Origin of the sequence: Pseudomonas umsongensis, from assembly GCF_012647205.1 — a bacterium.
Taxonomy (GTDB): Bacteria; Pseudomonadota; Gammaproteobacteria; order Pseudomonadales; family Pseudomonadaceae; genus Aquipseudomonas; species Aquipseudomonas umsongensis.
The window spans coordinates 4,669,622-4,693,568 of record NZ_CP051487.1 but is presented as its reverse complement, the minus strand read 5'-3'; the positions used below and the strand labels follow the sequence as shown (position 1 = coordinate 4,693,568).

22 protein-coding genes and 5 tRNA genes are annotated in these 23,947 nt (G+C 58.6%); 18 read left to right on the top strand and 9 right to left on the bottom strand.

What is annotated here, in order from left to right:
• Positions 1-2: 2 nt before the first annotated feature.
• A complete protein-coding gene (gene nhaR / locus HGP31_RS21130; RefSeq protein ID WP_020800439.1) occupies positions 3-902 on the bottom strand; it encodes a transcriptional activator NhaR in 900 nt (299 codons plus the stop codon).
• 242 nt (positions 903-1,144) lie between these two features.
• Here nhaR and HGP31_RS21125 point away from each other — a divergent pair, with 242 nt between their 5' ends.
• On the top strand, positions 1,145-1,387 hold the full coding sequence (locus HGP31_RS21125; protein ID WP_020800930.1) for a hypothetical protein: 243 nt from the start codon (positions 1,145-1,147) through the stop codon (positions 1,385-1,387).
• A gap of 29 nt (positions 1,388-1,416) precedes the next feature.
• Positions 1,417-2,166, top strand: a complete 750-nt coding sequence (locus HGP31_RS21120) for a TerC family protein (protein ID WP_020800929.1) — start codon at positions 1,417-1,419, stop codon at positions 2,164-2,166.
• Positions 2,167-2,244: 78 nt separating this feature from the next.
• Here HGP31_RS21120 and HGP31_RS21115 read toward each other — a convergent pair whose 3' ends face one another.
• Positions 2,245-2,412, bottom strand: a complete 168-nt coding sequence (locus HGP31_RS21115) for a hypothetical protein (protein WP_020800928.1) — start codon at positions 2,410-2,412, stop codon at positions 2,245-2,247.
• 167 nt (positions 2,413-2,579) lie between these two features.
• Between HGP31_RS21115 and HGP31_RS21110 the strand changes: the two genes are divergently transcribed.
• The 3 genes from HGP31_RS21110 to HGP31_RS21100 all read left to right on the top strand — a co-directional run bounded on the left by HGP31_RS21110 (position 2,580) and on the right by HGP31_RS21100 (position 3,835).
• Positions 2,580-3,308, top strand: coding sequence for a peptidase C39 family protein (locus tag HGP31_RS21110; protein ID WP_168758596.1), 729 nt, complete (start codon positions 2,580-2,582; stop codon positions 3,306-3,308).
• A gap of 87 nt (positions 3,309-3,395) precedes the next feature.
• Positions 3,396-3,602: a DUF6021 family protein gene (locus HGP31_RS21105; protein ID WP_020800926.1), complete on the top strand. Its 207-nt coding sequence runs from the start codon at positions 3,396-3,398 to the stop codon at positions 3,600-3,602.
• 17 nt (positions 3,603-3,619) lie between these two features.
• Complete coding sequence (locus tag HGP31_RS21100) at positions 3,620-3,835, top strand: hypothetical protein (protein ID WP_020800925.1); 216 nt, start codon at positions 3,620-3,622, stop codon at positions 3,833-3,835.
• A 103-nt stretch (positions 3,836-3,938) separates the two neighbouring features.
• On the opposite strand, the gene pbpG is transcribed toward HGP31_RS21100, so the two are convergent.
• Positions 3,939-4,880, bottom strand: coding sequence for a D-alanyl-D-alanine endopeptidase (gene pbpG, locus HGP31_RS21095; RefSeq protein WP_020800924.1), 942 nt, complete (start codon positions 4,878-4,880; stop codon positions 3,939-3,941).
• Between the two features lie 239 nt (positions 4,881-5,119).
• A complete protein-coding gene (gene folD / locus HGP31_RS21090; RefSeq protein WP_020800923.1) occupies positions 5,120-5,974 on the bottom strand; it encodes a bifunctional methylenetetrahydrofolate dehydrogenase/methenyltetrahydrofolate cyclohydrolase FolD in 855 nt (284 codons plus the stop codon).
• Between the two features lie 275 nt (positions 5,975-6,249).
• Here folD and HGP31_RS21085 point away from each other — a divergent pair.
• The 12 genes from HGP31_RS21085 to HGP31_RS21030 all read left to right on the top strand — a co-directional run bounded on the left by HGP31_RS21085 (position 6,250) and on the right by HGP31_RS21030 (position 16,685).
• Positions 6,250-6,326 (top strand) — tRNA-Arg (locus HGP31_RS21085).
• Between the two features lie 32 nt (positions 6,327-6,358).
• A tRNA-His gene (locus HGP31_RS21080) sits at positions 6,359-6,434 on the top strand.
• 56 nt (positions 6,435-6,490) lie between these two features.
• Positions 6,491-6,575: transfer RNA gene (locus HGP31_RS21075), tRNA-Leu, on the top strand.
• A gap of 78 nt (positions 6,576-6,653) precedes the next feature.
• Positions 6,654-6,729, top strand: a tRNA-His gene (locus HGP31_RS21070).
• 395 nt (positions 6,730-7,124) lie between these two features.
• Positions 7,125-8,435 carry a trigger factor gene (gene tig, locus HGP31_RS21065; RefSeq protein ID WP_020800921.1) on the top strand — a complete coding sequence of 437 codons (1,311 nt, stop codon included), beginning with the start codon at positions 7,125-7,127 and terminating at the stop codon, positions 8,433-8,435.
• A gap of 93 nt (positions 8,436-8,528) precedes the next feature.
• Positions 8,529-9,164: an ATP-dependent Clp endopeptidase proteolytic subunit ClpP gene (clpP, locus tag HGP31_RS21060; protein WP_008062468.1), complete on the top strand. Its 636-nt coding sequence runs from the start codon at positions 8,529-8,531 to the stop codon at positions 9,162-9,164.
• Positions 9,165-9,275: 111 nt separating this feature from the next.
• Complete coding sequence (gene clpX / locus HGP31_RS21055; RefSeq protein WP_007946893.1) at positions 9,276-10,559, top strand: ATP-dependent Clp protease ATP-binding subunit ClpX; 1,284 nt, start codon at positions 9,276-9,278, stop codon at positions 10,557-10,559.
• 161 nt (positions 10,560-10,720) lie between these two features.
• Positions 10,721-13,117 (top strand): endopeptidase La, encoded by a 2,397-nt coding sequence (gene lon / locus HGP31_RS21050; RefSeq protein ID WP_168758595.1) that lies wholly within the window; start codon positions 10,721-10,723, stop codon positions 13,115-13,117.
• Positions 13,118-13,265: 148 nt separating this feature from the next.
• Positions 13,266-13,538: an HU family DNA-binding protein gene (locus HGP31_RS21045; RefSeq protein WP_002552737.1), complete on the top strand. Its 273-nt coding sequence runs from the start codon at positions 13,266-13,268 to the stop codon at positions 13,536-13,538.
• Positions 13,539-13,591: 53 nt separating this feature from the next.
• A tRNA-Leu gene (locus tag HGP31_RS21040) sits at positions 13,592-13,669 on the top strand.
• A 101-nt stretch (positions 13,670-13,770) separates the two neighbouring features.
• Positions 13,771-15,642, top strand: coding sequence for a SurA N-terminal domain-containing protein (locus tag HGP31_RS21035; RefSeq protein WP_168758594.1), 1,872 nt, complete (start codon positions 13,771-13,773; stop codon positions 15,640-15,642).
• 200 nt (positions 15,643-15,842) lie between these two features.
• Complete coding sequence (locus HGP31_RS21030; RefSeq protein WP_020800917.1) at positions 15,843-16,685, top strand: DUF2242 domain-containing protein; 843 nt, start codon at positions 15,843-15,845, stop codon at positions 16,683-16,685.
• A gap of 337 nt (positions 16,686-17,022) precedes the next feature.
• Here the strand turns inward: HGP31_RS21030 and HGP31_RS21025 are convergent, their stop codons facing one another.
• Genes HGP31_RS21025 through HGP31_RS21005 form a run of 5 tightly spaced genes read right to left on the bottom strand, consistent with a single transcriptional unit; the run spans position 17,023 to position 22,297 of the window.
• On the bottom strand, positions 17,023-18,078 hold the full coding sequence (locus HGP31_RS21025) for an AraC family transcriptional regulator (RefSeq protein ID WP_168758593.1): 1,056 nt from the start codon (positions 18,076-18,078) through the stop codon (positions 17,023-17,025).
• Positions 18,079-18,081: 3 nt separating this feature from the next.
• A complete protein-coding gene (locus HGP31_RS21020) occupies positions 18,082-19,212 on the bottom strand; it encodes a carbon-nitrogen hydrolase family protein (RefSeq protein WP_168758592.1) in 1,131 nt (376 codons plus the stop codon).
• A 53-nt stretch (positions 19,213-19,265) separates the two neighbouring features.
• Positions 19,266-19,943 (bottom strand): TetR/AcrR family transcriptional regulator, encoded by a 678-nt coding sequence (locus HGP31_RS21015; RefSeq protein ID WP_033042663.1) that lies wholly within the window; start codon positions 19,941-19,943, stop codon positions 19,266-19,268.
• 45 nt (positions 19,944-19,988) lie between these two features.
• Positions 19,989-21,317 carry a spinster family MFS transporter gene (locus HGP31_RS21010; RefSeq protein ID WP_052024745.1) on the bottom strand — a complete coding sequence of 443 codons (1,329 nt, stop codon included), beginning with the start codon at positions 21,315-21,317 and terminating at the stop codon, positions 19,989-19,991.
• The gene (locus tag HGP31_RS21005; protein WP_020800912.1) at positions 21,314-22,297 is read right to left on the bottom strand and encodes a flavin reductase family protein; all 984 of its coding nucleotides are present in this window, start codon (positions 22,295-22,297) and stop codon (positions 21,314-21,316) included. The genes HGP31_RS21010 and HGP31_RS21005 overlap by 4 nt, the downstream gene beginning before the upstream one ends.
• A gap of 170 nt (positions 22,298-22,467) precedes the next feature.
• Between HGP31_RS21005 and HGP31_RS21000 the strand changes: the two genes are divergently transcribed.
• Positions 22,468-23,931, top strand: coding sequence for a coniferyl aldehyde dehydrogenase (locus HGP31_RS21000; RefSeq protein ID WP_256229515.1), 1,464 nt, complete (start codon positions 22,468-22,470; stop codon positions 23,929-23,931).
• Positions 23,932-23,947 lie beyond the last annotated feature (16 nt).

Below are 23,947 nucleotides of genomic sequence, written 5' to 3'. Positions count from 1 at the left end.
CTTTACAGTTCGGTAAACAACTCGCGTCGGGCACCTTCGGTAATGGCGACAATGCCAGGGTGCTTGACCTTGCGCTCCACTGAAATGGCGTAGAACGACTCGCTGACCGCGTCGGTCTGGCCAATCACTTGCACGCCGTATTGGCGCTGCACTTCGTTGGCGATCACGCTCGGGCCGATGAAGATTCCGCTGCCGGATTGGCCGAACGCCTGCATCAAGGCACTGTCGTCGAACTCGCCGACGATCTGCGGCTGGATCTGCTGCTCGGCGAACCAGCGTTGCAAACGGCTGCGCACCACGGTTTCCGGCCCGGGAATCAGCAGGGGCGCGCCGTGCAGGCTACGGGGAAAATCCTGGCCATAGCGCGCCGCCAATTCGGCAGTGGCGAAGAAACTGATCCCGCATTCGCCGAGTTTCTGGCTGTAGCCCTTGATGTCCAGGTGTGATGGCATCGGGCTGTCGGAGATCACCAGGTCCAGGCGCTGGATGGCCAGGTCGGCCAACAGCCGTTCGAGCTTGTCTTCGCGGCAGGTGATGCGCAGTGGCTCACTCAACTCCATGGTCGGCGCGATCAGGCGATAGACGATGGATTTGGGCACCACGTCGGCCACGCCCACGCGAAACAGGATCTGCTGCTCGTTGGGCTGCGCGCGCAGCATCAATTCCAGTTCGCCCCCCAACTGAAACATTTGCTCGGCGTAAGGCAAGGTTTGCCGGCCTGCCTCCGTCAGCTCAAGCTGTCGACCCACCCGGCGGAACAATTCAATGCCATAGGTTTGTTCGAGCAGCGAGATCTGCCCGCTGATGGTTTGTGGCGTCAGGTTCAGTTGCTCGCAAGCGCGCACGATGCTGCCCGTCTTGGCCACCACCCAGAAGTAATGCAATTGTCGATAGTTGAGCATGCACGCTGCGTTCCTTTGTAGGAGCTGCCGCAGGCTGCGATCTTTTGATCTTGTTTTTAAGATCAAGATCAAAAGATCGCAGCCTGCGGCAGCTCCTACAGGGTGAATTTTTATTTAGTTCGTTAAAACCGAAGTATAACCGCTAAAAATACGAATTTTCCTGAAGTATTCAATTGCCTAGAATCCCTCGCTATCAACGGGCCATCGTTTCGGCTGCGTTCGTTATATCGAGGAAAAACACCATGAAACTCAAAGCTACGGCCTTCTTGATCACCTCCTTGCTGGTCCTGGCCGGTTGCGACCAGGCAGAAAAAAGCGCCCAGCAGTTGATGGGCAAGGCTGCCGAAAGCGCGAAACAGGCAATCGACGATACCCACAAGGCCGCCGAGCAAGCGCTCAGTGATGCCACCGGTGGGTTGATCAGCAAAAAAGAATCATCGGAAAAAGAGGCGGAAAAATCCGCATCGTCCTCCCAGGAAATCTAAACCGTCTTACAGCGAGTCAGGACTGACCCATGGAATACCTTTTACAGTTAGCCGCCAGCCCCACTGCCTGGGTCGCCCTGGCCACCCTGGTGGTGATGGAAATCGTGCTCGGCATCGATAACCTGATCTTCATTTCGATCCTGACCAACAAACTGCCCGAGCAGCATCGGCAGAAGGCTCGGCGTATCGGTATCGGCATGGCGTTGATCCTGCGACTGGGCTTGCTGAGTACCATTGCATTCATCGTCCAGCTGACCGCGCCGGTCATTGAGATCTTCGGCCACGCATTCTCCTGGAAGGACATGATCCTGATCGCTGGCGGCTTGTTCCTGTTGTGGAAAGCCACCACCGAGATCCACCACAGCATGGACCCGGCGCCGGACGATCCGAAGTCGGCGACCTCGACCGTGACCTTGGGCTTTGCCGCTGCGATCGGTCAGATCCTGATGTTGGACATGGTGTTCTCCATCGACAGCATCATTACCGCTGTCGGCATGACCGAGCATTTGCCGATCATGATCATCGCCGTGGTGGTGTCGGTGCTGGTGATGTTGCTGGCGGCTGATCCGTTGGCCAAGTTCATCAATGACAACCCGACAGTCGTCATGCTGGCGCTGGGCTTCCTGATCATGATCGGCATGACGCTGATCGCCGAAGGCTTCGGCGCCCACGTACCGAAGGGCTACGTTTATGCGGCGATGGCGTTCTCGGCAGCGATCGAGGTGCTGAACATGATGTCCCGCCGGGCTCGGCAGAAGCGGGTTACCGCTGAGGCTTGAACCTCGCTGACATAAAGCGGCCGCCTGGATTCCAGGCGGCCGTTTTTTTTACTGATTTTTTGGGTGAGCAGGGGGCGTTCAATGGACAGTGGCGTGTGATGCGCTGGCTTTTTCGGTTTTCGCCAGAGGTGCCGGCTCGACAGGATGATGGTGCCGGCGGGTGATGCGCAGAACGCCCCATAACATGGCGGCCGCTACCGCCAACCATCCAGAAATCAACATTACGATCGTCATTGCCAGGCTCATCGAGGCCTCCTCTTCGCCCTGCTGCGGGCGCACACGCCATGCAAGTGACAGTCTAGTCGCTGGCGTGTTTCAGGCTATTGACCAAAGGTCGGCTATCACCAACCAGTTTGCTCTATCGAAGACGATCAACTGCCGATTAAGGCTATACCGCTGCAGTGCGGCGCCCTATGATCGACGGCCAAGCCGGGAATGCGATTGCCTGGCATCTGAATAAGAGAGAGATGATGGTGCGAGTAATTTCTCGAATGCTGTCGGCGGCACTGATCGTGGGATGTGTTGCCAGTTTGGCGGGGTGCGCCGGGAGCGTTTCGCCGCAGATCAAGCGTCTGCCGGAGCGTGTCGAACTCAGCGGCCGGTTCTACAAGGGTGTGGCCAATCAAAGCGGGCCGCAAGTCTTGGCGAGCATGCTGTCGCAACAGGGCATCGTGATCACCCCTGGCTTACTCGACAAGCCTTTGCATCTGCCGGGCGGTGAGGCGCAGTTGCAACAGAACATGCAGAACCTCGCCCGCGAGTACGGGATGGTGGTTTATCCCCTTGACAGCAATCTGCCCGCCTTGCTGACCCAAGTCGCGGCCGGTTACCCGGTGATGGTGCGCTTCACCGAAGGCTCGGCGCTCTGGGCCGAACCGCGCTACGCGATTTTGAGTGGATACAACCGTCAGAAGCAGACCGTCTTGCTACGTGCAGGTATGGATCAGCGGCTGATGATGGGGTTTGGTTCGTTCGAATCAGCGTTCAAGGACGCCGGCGGATGGGCCGTGTTGATTCAGAATCCGACCCAGCTGCCCGCTCAGGTCGATCAGCAGCGTTGGCTCAAGGCAGCCAGCGATCTTGCCCAAGCGGGCCAGGAACAGGCTGCCGCCAAGGCGAAGAAAGCGCTGGTCGCGCCGTAAGCCCGTTCGTCACTCGCCGGGCACCTGCGGCCTTTGCCAACCTCTTATCTTAAAGGCCCGGATTTTCCCGGGCTATCAGGAGGTGTCATGGCACATTCCAATACCCCCGACGGCCCTCACTCATCCGAGCATTCGTCTGGCGATGAGTTGGGGTTCGATCCCGACTCCCCGGACCTTGCCGATCCGGCGGTCGATCCAATCGGGCCAGCCAAGGCCCCGAGGGATGTGAAGCCGGGTGACAACTCCAAGGCTCCGGCCAAACCCTACGATCCATTGGGTAATCTCAAACCCTAGTTCTTTTGGAGGTGCGTATGTCTACCGATTCGAGCTTCAACGACGAACGTCCGGAAACCGTACCGACCACTCCCGAGAAGGACATGGATCCGGTGATGGACCCGGACAGTCCGCTGCGCGATCCGCTGGCGCGGCCGACGGTGGTGCCGACTGAACATCCGCAGGGCTGGCACGACCCCAGCAAAGGTGATGGTATTCCTGATGATGACCAGATGCCGCTGCCTAACGATTGATGGCGGGGAGGTCGTCCAATTTCGGCGGGGCCCATCGTAGCGAATGATCGTTCCCACGCTCTGCGTGGGAACGATCATATGTGTTCAATCACCCATTGCCTGCTTACTTCGAAGCCTCAACAACACCACTCTGGCGCTGCTTGAGGTTCTTGTCCGATTTGTATTGCAAGGCCGCAGAAGCCACGGCGGCGCTCTTGCCGGTTTCGACCCAATTGCGGATGCGGGCGGCGTCGGCAAAGTGTGTGTACTTGCCATAGGCGTCCAGGAGCACCAGGGCAACCGGACGATTACTCATCCGGGTCACCAGCACCAGGCAATGACCTGCTTCGTTGGTAAAACCGGTCTTGGTCAACTGGATATCCCAGTCTGGCTTGCGAACCAAATGGTCGGTATTGCGAAAACCCAGGCTATAGACGGGTTTACGGAAGGTGACGGTTTTTTCCTTGGTTGTGCTCAGCTCTGTCAGCAGCGGGTATTTGTGTGCGGCGATCAACAGTTTGCTCAGGTCGCGCGCGGTCGAAACGTTACGCGCGGAGAGGCCGGTCGGCTCGACGAAATGTGTATTGGTCATTCCCAGGGCTCGGGCCTTGGCGTTCATAGCGGCAATGAACGCGGCATAGCCGCCTGGATAATGATGGGCCAGGCTCGCGGCGGCACGGTTTTCGGAAGACATCAAGGCAATCAGCAACATTTCCCGGCGCGGCAGTTCGCTCCGGAGTTTTACCCGGGAGTACACACCCTTCATTTCCGGCGTGTCGCTGATGTTGATGTTGATGTATTCGTCCATGTTCTGCCGGGCTTCAACCACGACCAGGCCGGTCATCAGCTTGCTGACGGAAGCGATAGGGACGACGACGTCCGGATTGCTGGCATAGATGATTTTGTTGGTCTGCATGTCCAGCAACAAGGAGCTGCCGGAAGCGAGTTTGAGTTGCGAGGTGTCTCGAGGCGCCGCGGTGGTGGTGTCGCCCGCGGTGGCGATTGGCGTGATGAAAGTCCCTGTAACTGCAAAAAATAGGCTCAGGATGGAAAGACGGATTTTCACGCTGGCAGACTCAATGAAGTGTTGATAAGCCGTTTTGTAACGGGCTATTTCTTAAAAAGCGCGACATTCTGGAGTATGGCTGAATAACTGTCGATGGTTGTTCGAGGACGGGGTGAAAGACCCTGTAAACATGAAAAAAAAGTCACTTTCCGGCGGATGGTCAATCCGGTTTCACGGGCAAAAAAGAACCCCGCCATGGGCGGGGTTCCTTGTGTCGCGGGTGACCGTTGCCTTAAGCCTCAGCTGTGCAGGGTTTCTGCGGCGTACAGCGTGTTTTCCAGAAGGCAGGCGCGAGTCATTGGGCCGACGCCACCTGGCACTGGAGTGATCCACCCGGCGCGGGGCAGGGCGGTTTCATAGATCACGTCACCCACCAGCTTGCCGTCTTCCTGGCGGTTGATGCCGACGTCGATCACGATCGCGCCTTCCTTGATCCACTCACCTTTTACCAGGCCTGGCTTGCCAGCAGCGACCACCACCAGGTCGGCGCGGCCGACATGATCGGCCAGGTCATTGGTGAAGCGGTGGGTCACGGTCACGGTGCAACCGGCCAGTAGCAATTCCATTGCCATCGGGCGTCCGACGATATTGGAAGCGCCGACCACTACCGCGTTCATCCCGTACAGGTTGGCACCGGTGCTTTCCAGCAAGGTCATGATGCCTTTTGGCGTGCATGGGCGCAGCAACGGGATGCGTTGGGCCAGGCGACCGACGTTGTAAGGATGGAAGCCATCGACGTCTTTATCCGGACGAATGCGCTCCAGCAATTTGGAGGCGTCCAGGTGTTCGGGAAGAGGAAGTTGTAGCAGGACGCCATCAATCGCCGGATCGTCATTGAGGCGATCGATCAGGTCGGCCAGTGCTTGCTGAGTGGTGTCGGAAGGCAGGTCATAGGCCTGGGACAGGAAGCCGACCTCTTCACAGTCTTTACGCTTGTGCGAGACATAAACCTGAGAGGCAGGATCGCTGCCGACCAGGATCACCGCGAGGCCGGGCGTGCGCAGGCCTTGCTGGCGACGCTCGTTGACGCGTTGGGCGATCTGCTGGCGCAGGCTGGCGGCGATCGATTTGCCGTCGATAAGTTGTGCAGTCATTGCGCGTGATTAACCATCGAGAGGGGAAAAAAAGAGAGCGTATTCTCGCATGTCATGCGGTGAGGGCAAAGGCGCTTGGTCTGCAAATTCCGCTAACCCCTTTAATTAAATGAATTTTTTTCAAAAAGGATTTGACGACCTGCAGGGGGCTCTATACTATTCGTCGCACTTGTCGGGCACAGCCTAGCACTGGTTGAGAAGGTTAAGCGGGATTACGGTTCTGCAAGACTGAAAAGCACTTAGTTTGTAGTCCTCCAAGAGTACAGATTAACAAGGCGCCCGTAGCTCAGCTGGATAGAGCATCCGCCTTCTAAGCGGATGGTCGCAGGTTCGAGTCCTGCCGGGTGCGCCATTAGGCAGCTTTGGCACAAGTAACGCGATATGGTGGGCGTAGCTCAGTTGGTAGAGCACGGGATTGTGACTCCCGTTGTCGTGGGTTCGATCCCCATCGTCCACCCCATATTTCGAAGGGCGCCAGATTAACAATCTGGCGCCTTTGCTTTAAGGCTTCATCTCGCGGATGTGGTGGAATTGGTAGACACACTGGATTTAGGTTCCAGCGCCGCGAGGCGTAAGAGTTCGAGTCTCTTCATCCGCACCAAACAAGACTTCGTCCATGCCGCCTGGCCTGGTCGAGGTTCAACAAAGAAGTGATTTGGCTTCTTTGGCACGCAATATGGTGGGCGTAGCTCAGTTGGTAGAGCACGGGATTGTGACTCCCGTTGTCGTGGGTTCGATCCCCATCGTCCACCCCATATTTCGAAAAGGCGCCAGATTAATAGTCTGGCGCCTTTTTTGTTTCAGCGGTTTCAGCGACCGCCGGTTCCGGGTCGCAAGGGCAGGGCGTTTCGTCGTTTTTATGTTTCCCGATGATGCCGTGCTGCCCGCCGGCCTTGTTCGCAAGATCGGCTGTCAGGGAAATGATTGGCAACCTCCTCCCTATAAGGAAGGGTTGGCGCAGAGCCTTGGCGTGATTGGCTGTATTTGCCACCGGGGCGAGGTGCACTCGTGCATTCGCACCTATAAATTGCCTGCTGCGTTTTTACCCGTTTTCAGTAGGGTGACTTCTTTAGTTTGACCCACTAGAATGCATGCCCTTGATTCTGGGGTCGGAAACGGCCGGCTAACGTCTGTGCAACGAGGAATATCCATGCAAGTTTCTGTTGAAAATACTTCTGCTCTTGAGCGCCGCATGAGCATCACCGTGCCGGCGGAGCGCATCGAGACTCAGGTCAACAAGCGTCTGCAGCAGACTGCCCAAAAGGCCAAGATTGCTGGCTTCCGTCCAGGCAAAGTGCCAATGAGCGAAATCAAGCGTCGTTTTGGCGCTGAAGCTCGCCAGGAAGCGGTAGGCGACGTCATCCAGTCTTCCTTCTACGAAGCTGTGGTTGAGCAGAAGCTGAACCCGGCTGGTTCGCCTTCGATCGAGCCTAAATCCCTGGAAGCAGGCAAGGACCTGGAATACGTCGCTGTATTCGAAGTGTTCCCTGAGTTCACCGTTGCCGGTTTCGAAGGTATCACTGTAGAGCGCCTGAGCGCTGACGTGGCTGATGCCGATCTGGACAAGATGCTGGACATCCTGCGCAAGCAGAACACCCGTTTCGAAGTGGCCGATCGCGCTGCCCAGAACGAAGACCAGCTGAACATCGATTTCGAAGGCAAGGTCGACGGTGAAGTATTCGCTGGCGGTTCCGCCAAGGGCACCCAGCTGGTGCTGGGCTCCGGCCGCATGATCCCAGGCTTCGAAGATGGCCTGGTTGGCGCTAAAGCCGGTGAAGTGCGCGTCCTGAACCTGACTTTCCCAGAGGACTATCAGAATCTGGACCTGGCTGGCAAAACCGCCGAGTTCACTGTGACCGTCAACACCGTATCCGAGCCAAAACTGCCTGAGCTGAACGAAGAGTTCTTCGCGCAGTTCGGCATCAAGGAAACCGGTCTGGAAGGCTTCCGCGCCGAAGTTCGCAAGAACATGGAGCGCGAACTGCGTCAGGCGATCAAATCCAAGGTCAAGAATCAGGTTATGGATGGTCTGCTGGCCACCAACCCGATCGAAGTGCCAAAGGCTCTGCTGTCCAACGAAGTTGACCGTCTGCGCGTGCAGGCTGTTCAGCAGTTCGGTGGCAACATCAAGCCTGACCAACTGCCGGCCGAGCTGTTCGAAGAGCAAGCCAAGCGCCGTGTTGTCCTGGGCCTGATCGTGGCTGAAGTGGTCAAGCAATTCGACCTGAAGCCTGACGAAGCCCGCGTTCGCGAGATGATTCAGGAAATGGCTTCGGCTTATCAGGAGCCTGAGCAAGTTGTGTCCTGGTACTACAAGAACGACCAGCAACTGAACGAAGTTCGTTCGGTTGTGCTGGAAGAGCAAGTTGTGGATACTGTTCTGCAGAAAGCTAGCGTGACCGACAAATCGGTCTCTTACGAAGAAGCGGTCAAGCCGGTAGAAGCTCCACAAGCCGACTGATCATTTTTGCGCTAAGAAGCACACACCATAAGCCAGCTCTCGAGCTGGCTTATGCGTATTCAAGACATAACTATTTGGGAGTGACTGCAGAGCATGTTCCGTAATTCGTATATTCAGCAGAACTCTGATATCCAGGCCGCAGGCGGCCTGGTCCCGATGGTTGTCGAGCAGTCCGCTCGTGGCGAGCGCGCCTACGACATCTACTCGCGCCTCCTCAAGGAGCGAGTGATCTTTCTGGTGGGCCCCGTAGAGGACTACATGGCCAACCTGATCTGTGCGCAACTGCTGTTCCTTGAAGCGGAAAACCCGGACAAGGACATCCATCTCTATATCAACTCCCCGGGCGGTTCGGTGACGGCGGGCATGTCGATCTATGACACCATGCAGTTCATCAAGCCCAACGTGTCGACCACCTGTATCGGCCAAGCGTGCAGCATGGGTGCGTTCCTGCTGACGGCCGGTGCCAAAGGCAAGCGTTACTGCCTGCCGAACTCGCGTGTGATGATTCACCAGCCTCTGGGCGGTTTCCAGGGCCAGGCGTCGGACATCGAAATCCACGCCAAGGAAATTCTCTTCATTCGTGAGCGTCTCAACACGCTGATGGCCAAGCACAGCGGGCGCACCCTTGAAGAAATCGAGCGCGATACCAACCGCGATAACTTCATGAGTGCAGAAGCCGCGCGTGAGTACGGGTTGATCGATGAAGTGATCAACCAGCGCCCCGCTTAAATAAGCAGCTCAAAACAAGGCTGGTCGGCAAGTCTGATCACCGGCGGGCTTGAAAAAGCCCGCAATAGCCTTCATCTTGTGTTGCAAGCCTATCGGATTTGGATCGAACGAATGACTGACACCCGCAACGGCGAGGACAACGGCAAGCTGCTCTATTGCTCCTTCTGTGGCAAAAGCCAGCATGAAGTGCGCAAATTGATTGCCGGCCCCTCGGTCTTTATCTGCGACGAGTGCGTCGACCTGTGCAATGACATCATCCGTGAGGAGGTGCAGGAAGCCCAGGCCGAAAGCAGCGCGCATAAATTGCCTTCGCCTAAAGAAATCAGCGGCATCCTTGATCAATACGTGATTGGTCAGGAGCGTGCGAAAAAGGTTCTGGCCGTAGCGGTGTACAACCACTACAAGCGCCTCAACCAGCGTGACAAGAAGAATGACGACGTCGAACTCGGCAAGAGCAACATCTTGCTGATCGGACCGACAGGCTCGGGTAAGACCCTGCTTGCCGAAACACTGGCCCGCTTGCTGAACGTTCCGTTCACCATCGCCGACGCAACCACCCTCACCGAGGCGGGTTATGTGGGTGAAGATGTCGAGAACATCATTCAGAAGCTGTTGCAGAAGTGCGATTACGACGTGGAAAAAGCCCAGATGGGCATTGTCTACATCGACGAAATCGACAAGATTTCGCGCAAGTCTGACAACCCGTCGATCACCCGGGACGTTTCCGGTGAAGGCGTACAGCAGGCCCTGCTCAAGTTGATCGAAGGCACGGTGGCTTCCGTTCCGCCTCAAGGTGGTCGCAAGCACCCGCAGCAGGAATTCCTTCAGGTCGACACCCGTAACATCCTGTTCATCTGCGGTGGTGCGTTCTCCGGTCTGGAAAAGGTTATTCAAAACCGTTCCACCAAGGGCGGCATCGGTTTCAACGCGGAAGTTCGCAGCAAGGAAGAAGGCAAGAAAGTCGGAGAGTCCCTGCGTGAAGTCGAGCCTGACGATCTGGTCAAGTTCGGTCTGATCCCGGAATTCGTCGGTCGCCTGCCGGTCCTGGCTACGCTGGACGAGCTTGATGAAGCTGCCTTGATGCAGATCCTCACCGAGCCGAAAAATGCGCTGACCAAGCAATACGCCAAGCTGTTCGAGATGGAAGGCGTGGACCTGGAATTCCGGGCCGACGCATTGAAATCGGTCGCAAAACGCGCACTGGAACGCAAGACCGGTGCCCGTGGCCTGCGTTCGATTCTCGAAGGTGTGTTGCTCGACACCATGTATGAAATCCCCTCGCAGTCCGAGGTGAGTAAAGTAGTCATCGACGAAAGCGTCATAGAAGGCAAGTCCAAGCCACTGTATATCTACGAAAACAGTGAGCCTGCTGCCAAGGCCGCGCCAGACGCCTAAGCGTCGCGCAGTCGGTACAAAGAAGGGGCCTTCGGGCCCCTTTGTTTTTTCCAGGTTTTAACGCTGTCTTTGTGCTTGTTTTTTTTGAAGGCAGCCCCCATCTTGGTTTCAAGCTTACTTCCATCTGTTTCCGGCCTTATGGCCGCCGTAGAGGCGAAATCATGAAGACAACCATCGAATTGCCTCTCCTGCCATTGCGTGATGTCGTGGTTTATCCGCACATGGTTATCCCGCTGTTCGTGGGGCGCGAGAAATCCATCGAAGCCCTCGAGGCAGCGATGACGGGCGACAAGCAGATCCTTCTGCTGGCCCAGAGAAACCCTGCTGACGACGATCCCGGTGAAGACGCACTTTATCGCGTGGGTACGATTGCGACCGTCCTGCAGCTGCTCAAGCTGCCTGACGGCACGGTCAAGGTTCTGGTCGAAGGCGAGCAACGCGGTGCCGTGGAACGCTTCAACGAAGTGGATGGCCACTGCCGCGCCGAAGTCTCGTTGATCGACGAGGTCGATGCGCCAGAGCGTGAGTCGGAGGTGTTTGTCCGCAGCCTGCTGTCGCAGTTCGAACAATATGTGCAATTGGGCAAGAAAGTCCCTGCCGAGGTCCTGTCGTCGCTCAACAGCATCGACGAGCCAGGCCGCCTGGTCGACACCATGGCCGCGCACATGGCGCTGAAAATCGAGCAGAAGCAGGAAATCCTCGAAATCATCGATTTGTCGGCCCGTGTCGAGCACGTGCTGGCTTTGCTGGATGCCGAGATCGACCTGCTGCAGGTCGAAAAACGCATTCGCGGTCGCGTCAAGAAACAAATGGAGCGCAGTCAGCGCGAGTACTACCTGAATGAGCAGATGAAGGCCATTCAGAAAGAGCTTGGTGACAGCGACGAAGGGCATAACGAAGTCGAAGAGCTGAAAAAGCGCATCGATGCCGCTGGCCTGCCAAAAGACGCGCTCGCCAAGGCGACCGCCGAACTGAACAAGCTCAAGCAAATGTCGCCGATGTCTGCCGAAGCGACGGTGGTCCGTTCCTACATCGACTGGCTGGTCCAGGTGCCGTGGAAAGCGCAGAGCAAGGTGCGCCTTGACCTGGCTCGCGCAGAAGACATCCTCGACGCCGATCACTACGGCCTCGAAGAGGTGAAGGAACGGATTCTCGAATACCTCGCCGTGCAGAAGCGCGTGAAGAAGATCCGTGGTCCGGTATTGTGCCTGGTGGGTCCTCCTGGGGTGGGTAAAACCTCGCTGGCGGAGTCCATTGCACATGCCACCAACCGTAAATTCGTGCGGATGGCCCTCGGCGGCGTACGCGATGAAGCGGAAATTCGTGGTCATCGCCGGACTTATATCGGTTCGATGCCAGGAAGATTGATTCAAAAGATGACAAAAGTGGGTGTGCGCAACCCGCTGTTCCTGCTCGATGAAATCGACAAGATGGGCAGCGACATGCGTGGCGATCCAGCGTCGGCGTTGCTGGAAGTGCTCGATCCCGAGCAGAACCACAACTTCAACGATCACTATCTGGAAGTCGACTACGACCTGTCAGATGTGATGTTCCTGTGCACCTCCAACTCCATGAACATTCCACCCGCGCTGCTTGATCGGATGGAAGTCATTCGCCTGCCCGGTTACACGGAAGACGAGAAGATCAACATCGCCGTCAAATACCTCTCGCCGAAACAGATCACGGCCAACGGCCTGAAGAAAGGCGAGCTGGAATTCGACGCCGAAGCGATCCGCGACATCATCCGCTACTACACCCGCGAAGCCGGTGTACGGGGCCTGGAGCGCCAGATTGCCAAGGTCTGCCGCAAGGCCGTGAAAGAGCATGCGCTGGAAAAACGCTTCTCGGTGAAAGTGACGGCGGACATGCTCGAGCACTTCCTGGGCGTGCGCAAATTCCGCTACGGCCTGGCAGAACAGCAGGACCAGATCGGTCAGGTCACTGGCCTGGCGTGGACTCAGGTGGGCGGCGAATTGCTGACTATTGAAGCGGCTGTCGTTCCGGGCAAAGGCCAACTGATCAAGACCGGTTCCCTGGGTGACGTGATGGTCGAATCGATCACCGCAGCCCTGACCGTTGTTCGCAGCCGTGCCAAGAGCCTGGGGATCCCCCTGGACTTCCACGAGAAGCGCGACACGCACATCCACATGCCGGAAGGGGCGACGCCCAAAGACGGCCCGAGCGCAGGCGTAGGCATGTGCACGGCGTTGGTGTCGGCACTGACCGGCATTCCAGTACGCGCTGATGTTGCCATGACGGGTGAAATTACCCTGCGTGGCCAGGTATTGGCGATCGGTGGCTTGAAGGAAAAACTGCTGGCGGCGCATCGTGGCGGAATCAAGACGGTGATCATTCCTGAAGAGAATGTTCGCGATTTGAAGGAAATTCCGGACAATATCAAGCAAGATCTTCAGATTAAACCAGTTAAATGGATTGACGAGGTCCTGCAAATTGCGCTGCAATACGCCCCGGAGCCCTTGCCGGATGTGGCTCCGGAGATAGTCGCGAAGGATGAAAAACGCGAGTCGGATTCTAAGGAAAGAATTAGCACGCATTAGTACGTATTTGCCTGGGGGGCTTCCTTGACAGCTTTTTAGAGCCCTTGTTATAAAGCGGCTCTTAAGTGTCTGTAGGCCATTCAGCACTCGTTTTTGCTTTCACCAAAAAACTTAGAATCATACTCAAATAGATATAAGGGGACTTAGAGTGAACAAGTCGGAACTGATTGATGCTATCGCTGCATCCGCTGATATCCCGAAAGCTGCTGCTGGCCGTGCGCTGGACGCTGTAATCGAATCCGTCACTGGCGCTCTCAAGGCCGGCGACTCCGTGGTTCTGGTTGGTTTCGGTACTTTCTCCGTAACTGATCGTCCAGCTCGCATCGGTCGTAACCCACAGACCGGTAAGACACTGGAAATCGCAGCTGCCAAAAAACCAGGCTTCAAAGCTGGTAAAGCACTGAAAGAAGCTGTCAACTAAGTTCCATTCAGGTTTTTGCCTATCCGGGTCGGGGTCAAGCCTGACCTGGCAGCGGAGCGGTAGTCCAGTCGGCAGGTCGCCGGTCCGAGACACCGAGGCTCGCAAGGTCGAGTCATCGGTCCGCTCCGCCAGTTACGAGAAGGCGCATCCTCGGATGCGCCTTTCTTCTATCCGGATTCTACCCACGCTCCACGGTTGCCTAATTTGAAGTTCAACCGTTTATGGGGGACGCATGCTGCAAAATATCAGGGACAATTCACAAGGCTGGATTGCCAAGACCATTATCGGGGTCATCGTTGCACTGATGGCTTTGACCGGTTTCGACGCCATCTTCCAGGCTACGACGCACAAAAATGAGGCGGCGAAGGTCAACGGCGAAGAAATCAGCCAGAACGAGCTGAGCCAGGCGGTCGATATGCAACGCCGTCAACTCATGCAACAGCTGGGCAAGGATTTCGACGCCTCCTTGCTCGACGAAAAAATGCTGCGCGAATCGGCCCTCAAAGGCCTGATCGACCGCAAGCTGCTGTTGCAAGGCGCAGAAAATTCCAAATTCGCTTTCTCCGAGGCGGCGCTGGACCAGGTCATCCTGCAAACGCCTGAATTCCAGGTGGATGGCAAGTTCAGCCCTGAGCGTTTCGACCAGGTGATTCGTCAACTGGGCTACAGCCGCATGCAATTCCGCCAGATGCTGGCTCAGGAAATGCTGATCGGACAACTGCGCGCCGGTGTGGCGGGTAGTGGTTTCGTCACCGACGCCCAGGTCATGGCCTTTGCCCGTCTGGAAAAACAGACCCGCGATTTCGCTTCCCTGAGCATCAAGGTCGACCCGACGGCCGTGAAGCTGACCGACGAAGAGGTCAAGGCCTACTACGACGAGCACGCCAAGGAATTCATGACCCCGGATCAGGTGGTCATCGATTACCTGGAGTTGAAGAAGGCTTCCTTCTTTGATCAGGTCAGCGTCAAGGACGAAGACCTGCAGGCGGCGTATCAGAAAGAAACTGCGAACCTGTCCGAACAACGCCGGGCCGCGCACATTCTGATCGAAGTGAACGACAAGACGACCGAAGCGCAAGCCAAGGCCAAAATCGACGAGATCCAGGCCCGCCTGAACAAGGGCGAGCAATTCGAGGCCCTGGCCAAGGAATTCTCCCAGGACCCGGGTTCCGCCAACAATGGCGGCGACCTGGGCTTTGCAGGTCCTGGCGTCTACGACCCGGCATTCGAGAAGGCCTTGTACTCGTTGGCCAAGGATCAGGTTTCCGAGCCGGTTCGCACCGATTTCGGTTTCCACCTGATCAAGCTGTTGGGTGTGGAAGCGCCTGAAGTGCCGACGTTCGCCAGCCTGAAAGACAAGCTGACCCGTGAATTGAAGGCCCAGCAGGTCGAGCAGCGTTTCGTTGAAGCGACCAAGCAACTGGAAGACGCCTCGTTCGAAGCGTCCGACCTGGCCCAGCCTGCGCAGGACTTGAAGCTTACCGTTCACACCTCGAAGCCGTTCGGCCGCGAAGGTGGCGAAGGCATTACGGCCAACCGTGCCGTGGTCACCGCAGCCTTCAGCCCGGAAGTACTGGATGAGGGTGCCAACAGCACCGCCATCGAACTCGACCCCGAAACCGTGATCGTGTTGCGCGCCAAGGAGCATCTGAAGCCTGCGCAACTGCCATTGGAAAAGGTCGAGGGTCCGATCCGCGAGCAATTGGCCAGGGAGCACGCCAGCGCTGCTGCCAAGACCAAGGCTGATGAGCTGATTGCCAGCTTGCGCGATGGCAAGACGCCATTAAACGGCCCGATCGAGGGTCAGAACTGGAAGGTAACCGAAGCCGCGACTCGCACTCAGGAAGGGCTGGACCCGACTGTGCTGCAAGCGTTGTTCCGCATGCCAAAGCCTGCCGCCAAGGACAAGCCGACCTTCAGCAGTGTCACGTTGCCTGATGGCAGCCTGATGATCGTGCGTCTGAACGGCGTGAATGAGGCCGCAACGCCAACTGAAGAAGAGAAGGCTCAATACCGTCGCTTCCTCGCTTCGCGCGTTGGCCAGCAAGACTTTGCGGCCTACCGCAAGCAGCTGGAAAGCCAGGCCGAGATCAAGCGTTTCTGATCTGGACACGAGCTTTTTGCATGAAAAGAAGACCCCGGCCGCAAGGCCGGGGTTTTTTTTGGCTGCATTGCGCAACGCAGGCAATTTTCTCCCGACCATCGGGTCAACAGTTTTGTAACTGTTTTAAGACACAATCGGTGCGCCGCTAAGCATCGATCTGTTGCACAATACGCCCCGAACCGTTTCTCTCAGGATGTTCAATGTTTAAATCAATTCCCATGCGGGTTGTCGGGCTGGCCTTGGTGCTGGCTGCTGCTGCCGGTTGTTCGTCGAAGAAAGCCGCCATCTACGAGCATGAGAACTTCGATGATTCCGGAACGTTTTCCCGTAACTATCCAGTGACCGACTCGGTCTCCTGTGAAGCCGCTCGTCGGGCCTTGCTGAGCCAGGGCTATATCATCACCAGCAGTGATCCCAAGCTGGTCAGTGGGCACAAGAGCTTCCAGCAGACCGGTGAAAACCACATGGAGATCAGTTTCAGTGTGGTTTGCGCTGAAGACGGCACTTCGGCGCACCATGCCACCGTGTTCGCCAATGCCCTTCAGGACAAGTATGCGCTGAAGAAAACCAACAACTCTGCAAGCCTCGGTGTTGGCGTGCTGGGCTCGGTATCGATGCCGATCGGCTCCTCCGACGACTCGATGGTCAAGGTTGCCAGCGAAACCGTCACCTCAGCCAAGTTCTACGAGCGATTCTTCGCCCTGGTGGAGCTGTTCCTGCCCAAGGAAGTGAAGGCAGCGGCGCACATCCCCGAGAAGCCGAAAACCGATCTGGGCGTGCCCGAGCCCAAGGCCACGCCAGCGCCATTGGCCCCGGAATCCGCAGCACAGCCTGCACCAGCGCCTGAGGCCGCCAAGGCCGCCGAAGTTGCCCCGGCCGCTTCCGAGCCGGTAGCGCCGCCACCTGAGGCTGCACCCATTACCTCGAGCCCCACTGCCGCGCCAGCGCCTGCCACCGAAGAAGTGATCACGCCACCGGCCAATCCGAGCGACATGGCGCCACCTTCGGAACCGATCCAGGCCATGCCCATCACCGGCCAGTGATGGGTGCGATGGGGCCCGGCCAGCTCATGCTCCGGGCCCCTCGCCATAACAAAGATTGATCCGCGTCAAACAGGTCGTCGTCCCGCGACCTGCAGCAAAAAAAACCTGTGATAAATTCCCAACCGCCTGCTACGTTTTATCTGTAGGCGACGAAGTGTCGTGTCCGCGTCATTTTTCTTTCACGCGGGCACTTTAGGCTCAAGGCGCTGGTCATTTATTCAGACGTTTTTTTATGAGCTGTGGGGGATACGAAAATGGACGACTATCAAGAAGAACTGCTCGAGTATCAGGCGTTTGAACTGGACCCACCTGAGCCCGCCGAAGACGCAACCGAGCTTTAAAGCTTGCTGCCTGCGACTGTTTCCCTGCGACTGCGGCGAAACTCGCCGGGTGTCTGGGCGGTCCAGCGCTTGAAGGCGCGTTGAAAGGCTTCGGCTGAGGCAAAGCCCAACAGGTAGGCGATTTCTCCGAACGCCAACTCAGTGTCGCGGATATAGGTCATGGCCAGGTCGCGACGGGTGTCGTTAAGAATCGCGCGAAATTGCGTGCCTTCTTCAGAGAGTTTGCGGCGCAAGGTCCACACCGGCAGTTTCAGGCGTGTTGCCACTTCTTCCAGGTCGGGTTCCCGGCCGCCATTAAGCAATGGCCCCAGCAGCTGTGTGATGCGTTCACGCAGGCTGCGGGTGCGGGTCAATTGCTCCAGTTCCCGCTCGCACAGTTGCAGCAGGTGTCGCCAGGTGCTGGGGCAATGCTCGGGATTGCGCTGGGCAAGGCTGGCCAGGCTCAGGCGCAATTGATTGTGCTCGGCGCCAAACTGGATCGGGCAGTCGCCCAGAACCTCATAGGCAGCGCGGTAGCCGGGCTCCTCGAACTCGATGTCGATACGTTCGGCACGCAGCCGGGCAGGGCTGACGCTGGACAACTGATGCAACCAGCCGCAGAGGATCGAATCCACCACGAAGCGGTTATAGCTGTTGTAGGGGCTGATGGAATAGAAGCGCAGCCAGGCACCCTGAGCGTCTTCGTGGAAGCTTGATTGACCGCGATAGTTTGAGCCATACAAGGCTTCGAATCGAATCAGGCAGCGCGCCGCCTCGCGCACCGTCGGTGCCTGGGCGGCAGTGACGCCGGCAAGGCCGGCCTGGCTCAGGCGGCTGAGCTGGCCCATTTGCAAGCCGAGTGCCGGGTTGCCGGTCAGTTGGATGGCCGCGTGGCCCAGGCGCATGTAGCGCGGGATCGAGAGACGGGCACCGGCTTCACTCAGTCGGGCCGCATCAAGGCCATATTGCTCGAACAGTGGCTGCGGATCCGTGCCGTGGCTGCGCACGGCGTCGGCCAGGCTGTGAACAAAGCCCACCGACAGATCTCCCAGGCGTATCGGGGTGGGTTTCATGGCCTACAGCCAAAGGTTCAACAAGCGCGCGCCACGGGCCTTGCCATCAACGAAATGCTGGCCGTTGCTGCTGAGGAAACTCTGCCCGGCGCTGCCCTGATCCCAGAACTGTCCGCGCAGGAATACGCTCACGCCTGCGATTGCCCGGCTGGCGGGTGCCTGAGTACTCAGGTTCAGGCGCTGCCAGGCCTGTCCTTCACTGATCTCCCCGGCCTTGAGGCTGGCGGTGCCGGGTGTCGATGAGTCCTTGTAGCCACGCCACGGCTGGTCCCAGCTACCGCGGCCAGCAACAAACGCCGGGACTGCGACCAACTGTGCCTGCTGCGTGTCGAGTTTGCGGTAGTTGTCGGGGTACCAGCTGTCGCTGCCGATCAGCACGCCCAGGCGCCCGGCGGGGGTGTCGACGACATTGAGCGTGTGTTCGCCGTTGGCCTTGATCGCGTCCTGCTGCTCGAAAACCGGATGCATCTGGCGCTGGGGTTGCCCGATTGGCAGGCCATCGCGGCCAAACACTACGCTACTGTTGAACAACGCACCGCGGCCTATTTTCAGCGTGCCGTCGATGACACTGGGCTCGGGCAGCACGATGGAGCCTGCCACCAGGGTGACGTGAAATTCTTTAGCCAGCCCGCCAAACAACGCCTGGTAATCCTTGGCCATGCCTTTGGCTTTCATGCGCAGGTGCGCGTCCTCAATGCGGCTGTCGCCTTCGGCGCCAATCAGTGCGCGGACGAACTTCAAAGGATTGCTCACGGCCAGCCAGTTCATGGCCTCCTTGAAAGTGGTGGCCTGGTACAACTCGTCTTTTTCGCCGCTGACCATCAACCAGGTGCCCACATGCTCCGGCAATACGACGATGGTTTTTTCATTCAGCAGCCCCTGATCCCGGGCCGTCTGCAAGTAGGCGGCGAGTTTGCGGTGCAAGCGCTCGGGGCTTTGGTAGTCGGTGGGAAACAGCTCGGGCTGGATGCCCAGCAAATTGCCGCGGTCAGCGGGCGTGCCCTGGTCGACGGCGACATCGATTCGCAGGTCAGAGAGGTAGAGGCCCGTCGGGCGATCCGCGGCCCACATGGCGTAGGTCGTTAGAGCGGCGATCAACGCCATGGAGACAGTCAGGTACAAAAGTTTGCGCATGGGGAACAGTCAGCAGCCGTATGCAGGATTCATGGCTTTTCATCGGATTTGCATCAAGGATAAAGCGAATCACGGGGAGGGTGGGGAAAATTGACAGCGCTCCGGGAAATTGACCGCGTCGTACTTGCGTCGGTCTTCTGCCTGTTCGCGATAATGCATGTGACAACGTCGGTGAGTGTTTTTATCAATTGTGCTTCGGTTGTCTCAAGGGTGTACCACTGTGACTGGCCGAACAGCATGGCAATGACTGCACTGGTGGTGGGGCAGAGGTCGCGAGCGGCTGCACCTTTCTCGCCGTACGAGTCAGTGATGATGGCGTTTAAAATAGCGGCGTATTCGTTTCTCAGCTGGATAACCTGTTGCTTCTGTTCTTCAGTCAGATTCGTGAACTCGCGGCTAACCAGGGTCAGTTTGTATTTTTCGTTGAAGTTGAAGGCGACGAAGGCTTGAATGAACGACTGAAGACGCCCGCGAGCGCTTCGTGCGCCTTTCATTCGCCGCTGCGTGTCCAGCAGCAAGTCCGACAAGGCCGACTCGATCAGCTCGAACAACAGGGCCTGTTTGTTTTCGATGTGATGGTAGAGGGATCCGGCCTGCAGCCCCAGGTAGCTCGCCAAGTCCCGCAAGCCTATAGCCTGGTAGCCGTGTGTGGCGAAGAGTTCGAGTGCCGCGTCGAGCAGTCGATCGCGGGCGCTGTGTACGGGATTGGCTGATGCGCTGTTGGTTGGCATTGGAGCTCCGTCGACTGGACAATTAAAGCGTGGCCTTGAGCAAACCTATCCCCCGTGGCGGTAGCCCGTTCTGCCAGCATGGTGTGCCGTGCGCATCAACAGCAACACCGCGCAAATCACCGGCAGATTCACCAGCAGCAACGCATACCGCAATGACTCGTGGCCGAACAGCGGTAACAACAGGTCGCTGCACAAACCGGTCAACAATGGCCCGACGCCGATCCCCAGCAGCGTGCTGACGATGGTTTGCAGCGCCATTGCAGTTCCGCGTCTTCCGGCGGGCACCAGCTGCGTGACGAGGTTGTAGGAAGGCGCGACCCACCACACGGAAAAGAAGGCATAGAGCGCACACCAGAGCATGGCGCCTGGAACCGGCACATCACCCAGGCGCACCAGCACGGAGTCGGACCACAGCAGATAGGGGACCAGCGCACAGGTCGCCGCAATATGGCCCACTACCGGAATGGACACCTGCCAGTGTGGATCGCGGCGGCACAGGCGGTCACTCAACCAACCACTGAGCAGGCCACCGAATCCGGCCGACGTACCGCAGATCACGCCCGCCAATAAGCCGGCGTGTTGCAGTGACAAACCGTGGGAGCGCACCAGGAAACTGGTGTTCCACATCGCAATCGCATAGGAACTGAGCGTGGTCAGTCCGCCAGCGAGGATCAGGCAGCGGTAGGCCGGCAATGCCCAGAGCTTGCGGGCTTCGGCACCCATGCCAAGCAGCGCCGGCGCTGTGTGGGCGTGTGGCGTAAGGTCCCAGCGGCCACGCTGCGGTTCGCGCACGACGAAGGCCAGGATCGTACAGAACACCAGGGCCGGCATCCCCAACGCAATGAACGCACTGCGCCAGCCATAGTGCTCGACCACCCAGGCGCCGATGCTCAAGCCGATGATCGAGGAAAATGTGGGTGCGGCGGTAAAACAACTGATGGCGAATGAGCGTCGGTGCGTCGGATACAGGTCGGCGATCAGCGACAGCGACGCCGACGTGGTCGGCGATTCGCTGACGGCAACCAGCATTCGCGCAATGCCCAGCGCCAGGAAACTGCCCGCCCACCCGCAGGCCATGGTTGCCACCGCCCACAGCAGGCAAGACATGGCCAGCAGGCGGATACGCGGCATGCGATCCACCAGCCGCCCGGCCGGCAGGCCCATGAGTGCATAGACCGCCGCGAACGCCAGGCCCGAGATCAGGCCGATGGCAGTATCGCCGACGCCGAATTCGGCTTTGATCGGTTCGACCATGACTGCGAGTATCTGTCGCCCGACGAAGTTGTCGGCGAACACCAAGGCCAGCAGCAACAGCAGGCCATGGCTACTCCAACCGACCGTGGCCGCAGGCAGCGTCCCCTCGCGAGCGGTCATCGCGGTGCCCACAGATCAGGCAAGCCAGGGTCGCTCACGACGATCAGGCGCTTGAGCAAGACTTTCAAGGCTTGCGCATCGGCGGCGCCGAGCTTGGCCGACAGATCCTCTTCCACGGCCTTGGCCAGCGCCAGCTGATGCAGGGACACTTCTCGGCCTTGGGCCGTGAGGACAAAACGTGGCGATTGCGCCGGACCCTCGAAGGCCACCAGGCGCTGGCGCTCGAGAAACCGCATGCTGGCCAGGGTCACTTCGCGACCGGTGTAGGTCACGAAGGTGTTGATTTCCTCCAGCGTCATATCGTCGCGAATACACAAGATCGACAGCACGAAGAACGATTGTTCGTCCAGCTGCTGACTGTTCAGCAGTTGCCGCAGGGCATTGAGTGTCTGGTAATGCCCGCGCCCCAGCAAGTAGCCGAGCAAATCCTCGGTGTAGCTGCACTCGGGCGGTGGCGGCGTGGTTGCCAGGCGCAGCTCACTACGGGGCTTGCGCGTGGCCAGGGCATATTGGCCGCTCTGGAACGCCAGCGGGGCGCGATCACTGTGATCGAAGGCGAGCACTTCGCCGACGAAAATCACATGGTCTCCGCCTTCGTACTGGAACGCCGTGCGGCACTGGAAACGCGCGGTGCAATCTTGCAGCAATGGCGCCTCGCTGATGCCGTTGTCCAGTTCGATCTCGGCGAACTTGTCTTCGCCCTGGGTGGCGAAACGTCCCGAGAGGTTTTCTTGCTCCGTGGACAGCACGTGCACGTTCCAATGCTTGCCGCTGCTGAAGATCGGCAGGCTGCGCGCTTGCTTGGACAAGCTCCAGAGCACCAGCGGCGGGTTGAGCGACACCGAGTTGAAGCTGTTGGCGGTGATGCCCACGGGCGAGCCGTCTTCGGTCTGGGTGGTGATGATCGTGACCCCGGTGGTGAACGTGCCGAGTGCGGCACGGAAGGCCTGGGGATCGAAGCTGATATTTTGCATTGCCATGACTGGCCTCATGGAGTGGAGGTTTTCGTATGGCCAGTATTGGGCGTTTGCAGGCGTTCAGCATCGTCTCAACGGACTAACACTAATGCAGGGCCTCGTCCGATCGGACGAGGCGGCGCAGCGGTCTGCGCGGCTAGGGTGGCGCCAGGCGCATCGGGCGCTCAACGGCCATCGAGCCAACCTGCAAGGGGATAACAATGAGTTCAACGATGTCTTGCGACCAAGACCTTTCCAGCCTGCTGACGCGCCAGAAAGAGGCCTTCGCCAGCGCCGGCAGTGTCAGCGCCGACACCCGGCGCCAGCGCCTGCAGCAAGTGATCGACCTGCTGGTCGACAACCATGCGGCATTGACCACGGCCATCGACCAGGACTTTGGCGGACGGCCCGCCGGTTTTTCCTTGATGAATGACGTGCTCGGCGCCCTGGCTTCACTCAAATATGCCCGCGACCATCTGCAAGAGTGGATGCAAGACGAACCGCGCGAAATGTTTTCCCCTTATGACCAACTCGGCGCCAGGGCCTGGGTCATGCACCAGCCAAAAGGTACGGTGGGCATCCTGGGTACCTGGAACGCGCCGCTGTACACCTTGTTCAGCCCGCTGGCCTCGGCGCTCGCGGCCGGCAACCGGGCCATTCTAAAACCGTCGGAAGTGGTGCCGCGCACCGCCGCACTGGTGGCGCGCCTGTGCGCCGAACGCCTCGACCCGCTGGTGGTGGCCGTGGTCAATGGTGGCCCGGAACTGGGCGAGGCCTTCAGCAGCCAACCCTTCGACCACCTGGTGTTCACCGGCAGTACGGCGATCGGCCGGCGAGTGATGGGCAATGCCGCGAAAAACCTGGTACCGGTGACACTGGAACTGGGCGGCAAGTCGCCGGTGATCGTTTCGGCCACGGCCGACCTGAACAAAGCGGCGTTCAGTATCGCCGCAGGCAAGTCCACCAATGGCGGACAGATCTGCATCAATCCGGACCTGGTGTATGTACCCAAGGCCCGACTCGAAGCCTTCCTCGATGCGCTGCGCAGTGCTTATCGCGACCTCAACCCGACGGTAGCCGGCAACCCGGACGTGGTGGCGGTGGTCAACCAGCGTCATCTGGAGCGGGTCGAGGGCCTGGTCGAGGACGCGCAGTTGCGAGGGGCGCGCATCGAGTGCCTGCCCGAACCCCTGGCACTGGATGCCCAGGACCGTCGTCGCCCGCTGCGAGTCGTAGTGGACCCGGCCCCGGACAGCGAGATCATGCATGAGGAAATCTTCGGTCCGGCCATGGTCGTGCTGAGTTATGACGACCTCGACCAGGTCATCGCGCAAATCAACGCAAGGCCGCGTCCGCTGGCGCTGTACTACTTCGGCGAGGATGCCCGGGAGCAACGTCACGTGCTGGAGCACACCCTGTCCGGCGGAGTCACCATCAACGACGTGATGATGCATGCCGCCCTGCACGATGCGCCGTTCGGTGGTATCGGCGCCTCGGGCATGGGCCATTACCATGGCCGCGAAGGATTTCTCGAATTCAGTCACCTGCGCACGGTGTTCAAGGCCTCGGCCCACGACCCGCGCCGTGAATGGGGTCTGTTGCCGCCTTACGGCGAGCATTACCTGGCGGCGATGCTGGCCGGCGTCACTCGCGACTAATTCCAGCGTTGGGGGC